The following is a 9,357-nucleotide window of genomic DNA, read 5'->3' as shown; positions in this document are numbered from 1 at the left end:
AAGTGCAGCAATGTATGTAGCTTACCGATACTAATAGATCGAGGACTTGACCAAGATTATTTAATCTTACAAATGTTATTCAGTTTTTAGAGTACTAACTCTAAATAAAGATTATGCGGTTATTACAGCAAAGAGGATACACCTGTTCCCATTCCGAACACAGAAGTTAAGCTCTTTAGCGCCGATGGTACTTGGTGGGAAGCTGCCTGGGAGAGTAGGACGTAGCCGCGTAATCTTTTTTATTTTACGTGGATTTAAGTGGTGGTTGATATTTAGTTTGCGCTTGGGTCATAAAGCTGAGAAGATGCTTTAAATGACCACTTCGCTGCAAACTAAATATCAACCACTTTTTGTTGTGTAAAATATAAAAAGATTACTTTTGTACTGCATGAGATTTAATTTAAATGTACAAAGTGTAATAATTTAAATATAGCTTGAATATTCTTTATTAAAAGATACTAAAAAGGGGTAGGTAAAAATGAAGTTTAGTATAGAAGTTAATAGAGGGAGTATTCTAGATTTAATAAATTTAGCTGAAGAAAATAATTTAAAGATTAATTCAATTTCGCAAGGACCTATAAACGAAGAGATGATGAATATAAAAATTGATTTAGCTGATAGTAGTAAAATACAGGATCTTGATAATTTTGTAAAAAAAATAGTAGATAGTAATTCGATGAACTCATGTGAAAGAATTTAAAGCTATGAATTTTCATAGCTTTTTTTTATTTTCTATAAATATGTATTAGAAGAATTGCATTTAATTAAAAAAATATTGTAAAATAATTAGAGATATAATAAATAAAAAGAAAAAATTATTAAAATAGACTTATAATAAATACATCAAGTTAGGAGAGTGAGCTTATGATTAGTGGAACTACAACGCAAGTATCTCAAAAAACCATAGAAACTTTTTTTCATGCAGTTAAAAATAGTGGTCCTAAATTAATTTATGCGATTATATTTCTTATTGTAGGATTATATGGTTGTAAATGGTTAAAGAGATATAGCAAAAAGATTATACTTAAATACAATATTGAAAGAGGAGTAGCTAATTTTGCATCATATGCTATTTATGGATCTAGTGTTCTTATGGTTATTATGACCTGTCTAGATATAATTAACTTCCCTGTACAATCCTTTATGACAGTTATGGTATCACTGATAGGAGTTATTGGTTTATCTTTAGGTTTAGCGTTTAAAGAAATACTGTCAAATTTAGGTGCAGGTATGATAATTTTATTTTTTCAACCGTTTAAAACTGGAGATTATATAGGTGGATCTGGGGTTGAAGGAACAGTTGATGATATACAAATTTTTAGCACAATACTAAAAACTCCTGATAATAAAGCTATTATAGTTCCTAATTTTAAGTTAACTAGTGACAATATAATTAACTATACACATCAAGAAAAAAGAAGAATAGATTTTTCATTTAGTGTAGCTTACGATACAAATATAAAAGTTGTAAAAGATGTACTAGCAAAAATTTTTAAGGAAGATAAAAGAATATTAAGAGATCCAGAACCTATAATTGGATTAAATACATTAGGTGAAAATGCTATGCAAATAGTAGCAAGGCCATGGGTAAAGACTGATGATTACTGGAGTGTATACTTTGATGTAATGGAGAAGGTAAAATCCAAATTTGATGAGAACAATATTGAAATACCTTTCCCTTCAAGAGTTATATATTATAAAAATTGTGATGAAGATATAAAAAAATAATAAAAATAATAAAACTTTTTTGAATATTAGTATTGAAAGTTGATAATATATATAATATAATGATTTACAAATAGAACAAAGAATATGGCGAAGACGGAAAATAGTAAAAAGCAAGTTTGTATTCAGAGAGTGAGTGGTTGGTGAGAACTCATTACAATGGTTTTTGAATCCATTCCTGAGCTACTAATCCGAAAATAATAGTAAGATTGGTCGTATACCTACGTTACAGGATTGAGAGGTTTATATTTTACAAATGTAAACAACTAGGGTGGCAACGCGGATAACAGACTTTCGTCCCTTTTTAAGGGGTACGAGGGTCTTTTTTTATACAAAAAATTGAAAAATTGAAATAAAATCACTATTACATCATTAGGGGTAACGTTATTTTATTTTAAAATATAAAAATATTCTATAGGAGGAAGACAAATGTTAGATATAAAAAGAATAAGAGAAAATTTAGATGAAATAAAAAAAGCAATGGAAATAAGAGGAGAAAAAGAATTCGACCTTGATATAGTTGTAGAATTAGATAATAAGAGAAGAGAATTACTTCAAGAAGTTGAAGTTATGAAAAATGAATTAAATGTAGAATCAAAGAAGATACCTCAATTAATAAAAGAAGGTGTAGATGTTACAGAAGCAAAAGCTAAGTTAAAGCAATTATCTGAGAAGATAAAAGGATTTGATGAGAAAGTTAAAGAAGTAGAAGAAAAAATGGAATATAACTTAATGAGAATTCCTAATGTTCCTCACCCAGATGTTCCACAAGGAACAACAGATGAAGATAATGTACAAATAAGAACTTGGGGAGATCCTACAAAGTTTGATTTTGAAAACAAAGCTCACTGGGATATAGGAACAGGATTAGGTATATTAGATTTTGAAACTGCAGGTAAAATAACAGGATCAAGATTTACTTTATATAGAGGTTTAGGAGCTAGACTTGAAAGATCATTAATAAACTTCTTCTTAAATACTCACACTGAGAAGCATGGATACACAGAAGTATTACCACCATTTATGGCAAACAGAACTAGTTTTATAGGAACAGGTCAACTTCCTAAATTCGAAGAAGATATGTTCAAATTAGAAGGTCTTGATTACTTCTTAATACCAACTGCAGAGGTTCCTGTAACAAATATACACAGAGATGAAATATTATCAGCAGATGAGTTACCAATAAAATATTGTGCATATACTCCATGTTTCAGATCTGAAGCAGGATCTGCAGGAAGAGATACAAGAGGATTAGTAAGACAACATCAATTCAATAAAGTTGAATTAGTTAAGTTTGTTAAGCCAGAAGAATCTTATGAAGAATTAGAAAAACTAACAAATGATGCTGAAACTATGTTACAAATATTAGGATTACCATATAGAGTTGTAAGAATATGTACAGGAGACTTAGGATTTACAGCTGCATTTAAATACGATTTAGAAGTATGGATGCCAAGCTACAACAGATATGTTGAAATTTCTTCTTGTTCAAACTTCGAAGATTTCCAAGCTAGAAGAGCTGGAATAAGATTCAAGAGAGATAAGAAAGCAAAAGCTGAATATGTTCATACTTTAAATGGATCAGGATTAGCAGTAGGAAGATGTTTAGCTGCTATATTAGAAAACTATCAACAAGCTGATGGATCTGTAGTAGTTCCTGAAGCATTAAGACCATATATGGGTGTTGATGTTATAAAGAAAGACGAATTATAAGATTTAAAAATCTTATTTATCTAAATAGGGAGCTTATATACTAAGCTTCCTATTTATTTTAATAATTCATAATCAAAACCTACTTTAGATTTAATAAAAAATGTATTAGAAATAACATTAAATTTGTAGAATTATATTAGAATATGGGTTAAAATTTAAGTTGAATTATAAATTTAATTATGGTAATATTAAAGATGTTATAGGTTTTAGGAGGAAGCATGGACAAATCGTTTTATATGAGTGAAGCAATTAAAGAAGCATATAAAGCTTATGGAAAAGGCGAGACACCCATAGGTGCAGTTATAGTGAGGAATGGTGAAATTATAGCTAGAGCGCATAATCTAACTGAAACATTAAATGATCCTACAGCCCATGCTGAAATATTAGCAATAAGAAAGGCTTCAGATTACTTAGGTGGATGGAGACTTATAAATTGCGACTTGTATGTTACTATGGAACCATGTATAATGTGTAGTGGAGCTATAGTTCAATCAAGGATAAAAAAACTTATAATAGGAACTAAGCATATAAAAAACTTAAATATAGAAAAGCAACATGAATTCAAAGTTGACTACTTTAATACTTGCAATATAGATGTAACATTTGATATATTAAAAGAAGAATGTTCAGATGTATTACAAAAATTTTTTAAAGAGTTAAGAAAGCGACAGTAAGGAGAGATGGTCGAGTTGGTCGAAGGCGCTCGCCTGGAAAGTGAGTATACGGGTAAAACCGTATCGTGGGTTCGAATCCCACTCTCTCCGCCAAAAAAATTATGGTTATAAGTTTGCTGTGCTAGACGGGAAGGTAGCGGTGTCCTGTAACCTGCAATCCGCTATAGCAGGGTTGAATTCCATCTAGAGGCTTATATATTGTAGGGCTGCCCTAAATAAGTGGTGTTGACACTTAGGTCCTGCGCAACGGAAGCTCATAAACTCCGCCAGATCCGGAAGGAAGCAACGGTAAGTGAATCCTTTCGTGTGCCGCGGGGGTGCCTAAGTCGAGCTAACTGTTTAGGTAACGCCTATGATAGTAAGTCAATAGATGGTGCACAGCTTTAATATAAAAACAAAATCCCTTATATGAGGGATTTTTTTAATATAAAAAAATATGTAATTGATTTATACTGAAATAGATAATATTTGTTTTAATTGGTATATAATAAAATATCGGGATTTTAGAATTAAGGAGAGATAAATTATGCATAAGGCGTTGTATAGAGCCTACAGGCCTCAAACATTTAAAGACGTTGTAGGACAAAAACATATAATTAGAACTTTAAAAAATCAGATCCAAAATAATAATGTAGGACATGCATATTTATTTTGTGGAACTAGAGGTACAGGAAAAACTTCAACTGCAAAGATTTTTGCAAGAGCTTTAAATTGCCAAAACTCTGTAGATGAAGAACCTTGTAATGAATGTGAAGTTTGTAAAGATATACTAAGTGATAACATCATGGATGTTATAGAAATAGATGCAGCATCAAACAATAGTGTTGATGACATAAGGGAAATTAGAGAAAATGTAAAATATACTCCAGCAAAATGTAAATATAAGGTTTATATAATAGATGAGGTGCATATGCTATCTCAAGGTGCATTTAATGCACTTTTAAAAACACTTGAAGAGCCACCTTCATATGTAATATTTATATTAGCGACAACAGAACCTCATAAAATACCTGCTACAATTTTATCTAGATGTCAAAGATTTGATTTTAAAAGAGTTACAGTTAAAGATATGTCTAATAGAATGAAGGAAATATGCGATGATGTAAATGTAGTTGTAGATGACAGAGCTTTAAATTTAATAGCAAGAAACTCTCAAGGTGCACTTAGAGATGCACTTAGTATATTAGATCAATGTATGTCCTTTAGTGAAAATGATATAGAGTACAAAGATGTTGTAGATTTATTGGGAACAGTAAATATAGAGCAGCTATTTGAAATGGCAGAATATGTTATAAAAGAGGATACAAAGAAATGTTTAGAGATATTGAATGAGTTTGTGGTATGGGGTAAAGATATAAAGAACTTGATAGATGATTTAATAGATCATTTTAGAAACTTAATGGTGTGTAAAGTATCTAGTGATTTAGATGAAATAATTTCTTTACCAGAAGAAATAGTTGAACAGTTAAAAGTGCAGGCAAGTACAATAGAGGTCAATGATATTATTAGGATACTTAATATACTATCAACAACTCAGGATGCGATTAAGGTATCTTCGAACCCTAGAGTATTAGCAGAGGTTAGTATAATGAAATTATCTCAACCAATGTTTGATGAAAGCAAAGAATCTCTTTTAAAAAGAATATCTAATTTAGAAGAGGTTATAAAGAGTGGGAAAATAAATATAAATAATAATGTTGAGATAGAAAGTAAAAAAGAAGATAAAGAAACTTGTGAAAAAAATGAAGTTAAAGCTGAGGAAGAAGTTTTTTATGAAGAAGTCAAAAGTGAAGATGTTGAGCTAATAGAGAAATCTTGGGAAAATATACTTACTCATATAAAGAAAGATAAAAATATGCCTGTATATGCTATTTTAAGAGAGGCAAAAGAGTTTAATGTAAGTGCAAATAACTTATATATAGTATTTGATGATAGCTTTGCATTTGCAAAAAATAAATTAAGTGATGAAAAAACTAGAAATTATATAGAGAGTGTAATAAGAGAAATACTGAATAGAAGTTTCAGTATAAAAATAATTTTAAAGTCAGAAACAAAAAATATAAAATTAGAAATAGAAAAAGAACAAAAGGATAAAGGCGAAGAAATATTAAAATCCGTTTTTCCTAAAGAAATAATAGACATTAAGCGAAGTATAAATGAAAATGAAATTAAATAATAAATACGAATATGATATAATAATAGCATATTAAATAAAAAGGATAATTAAGGAGGAATTTATATATGGCTAAAAAAGGATTCCCAGGAATGATGCCTGGAAATATGAACCAATTATTAAAACAAGCTCAAAAAATGCAAACTGATATGCAAAAGATGCAAGAAGACTTAGAAACAAAAGAAATCGAAACTTCTGTTGGAGGAGGAGCTGTTACAGTTAAAGTTAACGGTAAAAAAGAAGTTGTTGATATTCAAATAAAACCTGAAGTTGTAGATCCAGATGATATAGAGATGCTTCAAGATCTAGTATTAAGCGCTGTTAATGAAGCATTAAGAAGTGTTGATGATATGCAATCTTCACAAATGAATAAATTAACTGGAGGAATGAATATTCCTGGGTTATTCTAGTAGGTGATTAGATGCAAACTTATTCAGGGCCTATTTCAAGGCTAATAGAAGAATTTTCTAAGCTTCCTGGAGTTGGAAGAAAAACTGCACAGAGACTAGCTTTTCACGTTATTAATATGAATATGAATGATGTAGAAGCTTTATCTAATGCTATAGTAGAAGCTAAGAAGGAAATAAAATATTGTTCTATTTGTTATAATATAACAGATAAAGATCCATGTAGTATGTGTTCCAATAAAAATAGGGACAGTGGAATTATATGTGTAGTTGAAGATCCTAGAGATGTAGCAGCTATGGAAAAAACAAAAGAATTCCATGGCCAATACCATGTATTAAATGGAGTGATTTCTCCTATGGATGGTATAGGTCCAGATATGATAAGAGTTAAAGAGCTTATACAAAGATTAGGAAATCAAGAAGTAAGAGAAGTTATAATGGCAACAAATCCAACTATAGAAGGTGAAGCTACAGCTATGTATATAGCAAGACTTTTAAAACCTATGGGAATAAAGGTTACTAGAATTGCACATGGTTTACCAGTAGGTGGAGATTTAGAGTATGCTGATGAAGTTACAATAACTAAAGCATTAGAAGGAAGAAGAGAAATATAAAAATCGAGATTTTATTCTCGATTTTTTTTATTTTTATATTAAATTTAATGTCGTTTTTTATAAGAATTTAGTTTATAAAATTTATGATGAAAATATTGAAGTTTCAATGGCGGTATTGTATAATTTTATTAAAAATTTTAATAGGGGTGCAAAATGAAATCAGCTATGAATTTTGAAGAGTACAATGCTATGAAAGAAAAAAGAAATAAGAAACTAAAATCATCTAAAGATAAATTAAAATACACTGAAGATGATGATATGAGTGTTCTTATAAAAAAGAAAAGTAAAAAATCTTTCAAATCAAAAGAGAGCAGTTTCAAGAATAATTATAAAAATTATCAATATGATTATGAAGAAGATTTTTATGAACCTAGGTACTAGGTTTTTATGGGATAGATAAAAAAACTGTAGAGATTATATCTACAGTTTTTATTTATATTATGATAATTCGTCCTCTATAAGACTAGCTATGTTTTGAGAAGAATTAAATTTTCTGATTGACTTAATATTCTTTTTAAGAAGTTCAAGTCTAGAAGGATCATCTATTATTACTTTTAATAGCACTGATAAAGTATACTTCTTAGTTGTTCTAAGTGCGGAACCACAATTACACAAGAAATCTAAATTTTCCTCTTCTTGCCCAGGTATATAGTATGGAACTATCATAGGAACATCTTTCAATAAAGCCTCTGTCGTTGTAAGTCCTCCTGGTTTTGTAACAAGTATATCAATAGAAGCTAAAATATCATTCATTTTATCTGTAAATCCTAAAATATGTACTGTTTTATTAGTTATATGACTCTCTAGTTTTTTAGAGAGTTTTTCTTTAAGCGATTCATTTCTACCTGTAATAACTAAAATTTGGAAATCTCTATCTATATCAAGCATTTCTTCGAATGTTTCTTTCATATTACCAGCTCCGAAACTACCACCCATAAGAAGAACTGTTAACTTTTCTGGATCAAAACCTAATTCAGATAAAACTGTTTCTCTATTTCTATGTTGTAAAAATGATTTTTCAACTGGAATTCCAAGAGGTTTAACTTTATCACCATCAACACCTTCTGAAATAAGAAGCTCTTTAACATACTCATGCCCTACAACATAGTAATCTAACTCATGCTGTATCCATGTAGAATGAGTTGTATAATCAGTTAATACTGAAATAAGTGTAGGGAATGTTTCAGTATTAAAATGATTATTAAAGTTATCGTTAAAGCTAGTATGAAATACGGGATTACTATTAGTGCTACATTGTTTTTTTAAAGTACTAAGTGCTATCATAGGAAAAGGATGAGTTCCTATGATTAAATCTGGTTGCTCATCTAAAAGCAATCTTCTAAAACGTTTAGCCATGAAACTTGTTATCATGTTTCCTTTAAACTCGTTTTTAGAAACAAGTCCAGTTTCAGAAAATCTATAAACTTTTCCATATGCATTAGGGGTATATATAGCAGACTTCTCATATCCCCTAGATATAATTTTATCCATAGTAGTATTTACAAGTTTTAAACTATCTATGATTTTACATTCTATATTTTCTCCGTCAAGTGTCTTTTTTATTAGTTCTTCTTTAATAGCTCTAGCTGCTCTATTATGTCCACCGCCTGTAGATGCGGACATAATTAATACTTTCTTGCTCATATTAGAACCCTCCTAAAATTAGCTTTATAAATATTTTATATTTATATAAACTTACGAATAATATTAATTATTTGAAGCACAGTATTGACATATTACACTTAATATTTAATACTAATCTAATATATGTAAAACAAAAATACAAGAGTGGTATTTCAAAAACAAAAGTAGGAGAAGTTAAAAAAGTATGAATAAAGTAGAAATTTTTAGCAGTGATAAATGTAAACAATGTATTGAATTAAAAAAATATTTAAAAGAAAAAGACATAAAATATATTGAGTATAATATATCTGGTAGTGATGAAAATAGAAAAACACTTATTAAACTTGGATACATGTCTGTACCCGTTTTGATTATAGATGGGAATCATGTTTTAGGTTTTGATAGAACTAGAATAGATAGTTTACTAG

10 protein-coding genes, 1 tRNA gene, 1 rRNA gene, 1 other RNA gene and 1 other annotated feature are annotated in these 9,357 nt (G+C 29.3%); of the genes, 12 read left to right on the top strand and 1 reads right to left on the bottom strand.

Annotation, left to right across the window (positions count from 1 at the left end):
* Nucleotides 1–114: 114 nt before the first annotated feature.
* The 11 genes from rrf to VN21_RS03090 all read left to right on the top strand — a co-directional run bounded on the left by rrf (nucleotide 115) and on the right by VN21_RS03090 (nucleotide 7,687).
* A 5S ribosomal RNA gene (rrf, locus tag VN21_RS03135) occupies nucleotides 115–231 on the top strand.
* 247 nt (nucleotides 232–478) lie between these two features.
* Nucleotides 479–700: a hypothetical protein gene (locus VN21_RS03130; RefSeq protein ID WP_046822007.1), complete on the top strand. Its 222-nt coding sequence runs from the start codon at nucleotides 479–481 to the stop codon at nucleotides 698–700.
* A gap of 164 nt (nucleotides 701–864) precedes the next feature.
* Nucleotides 865–1,728, top strand: a complete 864-nt coding sequence (locus VN21_RS03125; RefSeq protein WP_046822006.1) for a mechanosensitive ion channel family protein — start codon at nucleotides 865–867, stop codon at nucleotides 1,726–1,728.
* An 81-nt stretch (nucleotides 1,729–1,809) separates the two neighbouring features.
* Nucleotides 1,810–2,030: a binding site (T-box leader), on the top strand.
* A gap of 124 nt (nucleotides 2,031–2,154) precedes the next feature.
* Complete coding sequence (serS, locus tag VN21_RS03120) at nucleotides 2,155–3,438, top strand: serine--tRNA ligase (protein ID WP_046822005.1); 1,284 nt, start codon at nucleotides 2,155–2,157, stop codon at nucleotides 3,436–3,438.
* Between the two features lie 218 nt (nucleotides 3,439–3,656).
* On the top strand, nucleotides 3,657–4,112 hold the full coding sequence (locus VN21_RS03115) for a nucleoside deaminase (protein WP_021428132.1): 456 nt from the start codon (nucleotides 3,657–3,659) through the stop codon (nucleotides 4,110–4,112).
* Nucleotides 4,113–4,205, top strand: a tRNA-Ser gene (locus VN21_RS03110).
* Nucleotides 4,206–4,228: 23 nt separating this feature from the next.
* An RNA gene (gene ffs, locus VN21_RS18070) (signal recognition particle sRNA large type) lies at nucleotides 4,229–4,493 on the top strand.
* Nucleotides 4,494–4,638: 145 nt separating this feature from the next.
* Complete coding sequence (dnaX, locus tag VN21_RS03105; protein ID WP_046822004.1) at nucleotides 4,639–6,288, top strand: DNA polymerase III subunit gamma/tau; 1,650 nt, start codon at nucleotides 4,639–4,641, stop codon at nucleotides 6,286–6,288.
* Between the two features lie 65 nt (nucleotides 6,289–6,353).
* Complete coding sequence (locus tag VN21_RS03100) at nucleotides 6,354–6,695, top strand: YbaB/EbfC family nucleoid-associated protein (protein WP_021428128.1); 342 nt, start codon at nucleotides 6,354–6,356, stop codon at nucleotides 6,693–6,695.
* An 11-nt stretch (nucleotides 6,696–6,706) separates the two neighbouring features.
* Nucleotides 6,707–7,306, top strand: coding sequence for a recombination mediator RecR (recR, locus tag VN21_RS03095; RefSeq protein WP_046822003.1), 600 nt, complete (start codon nucleotides 6,707–6,709; stop codon nucleotides 7,304–7,306).
* Between the two features lie 153 nt (nucleotides 7,307–7,459).
* On the top strand, nucleotides 7,460–7,687 hold the full coding sequence (locus VN21_RS03090) for a hypothetical protein (RefSeq protein ID WP_046822002.1): 228 nt from the start codon (nucleotides 7,460–7,462) through the stop codon (nucleotides 7,685–7,687).
* Between the two features lie 57 nt (nucleotides 7,688–7,744).
* Here the strand turns inward: VN21_RS03090 and VN21_RS03085 are convergent, their stop codons facing one another.
* Nucleotides 7,745–8,950: an MGDG synthase family glycosyltransferase gene (locus tag VN21_RS03085; protein ID WP_046822001.1), complete on the bottom strand. Its 1,206-nt coding sequence runs from the start codon at nucleotides 8,948–8,950 to the stop codon at nucleotides 7,745–7,747.
* Nucleotides 8,951–9,134: 184 nt separating this feature from the next.
* Here VN21_RS03085 and VN21_RS03080 point away from each other — a divergent pair.
* Nucleotides 9,135–9,357: glutaredoxin family protein (locus tag VN21_RS03080; protein WP_046822000.1), on the top strand; the 223-nt coding region annotated here is incomplete at its 3' end.

The sequence above is a fragment of the Paraclostridium benzoelyticum genome (assembly GCF_001006285.1).
Taxonomy (GTDB): Bacteria; Bacillota; Clostridia; order Peptostreptococcales; family Peptostreptococcaceae; genus Paraclostridium; species Paraclostridium benzoelyticum.
The sequence above is the reverse complement of the archived record's forward strand: the minus strand, read 5'-3'. Positions and strand labels throughout refer to the sequence as shown.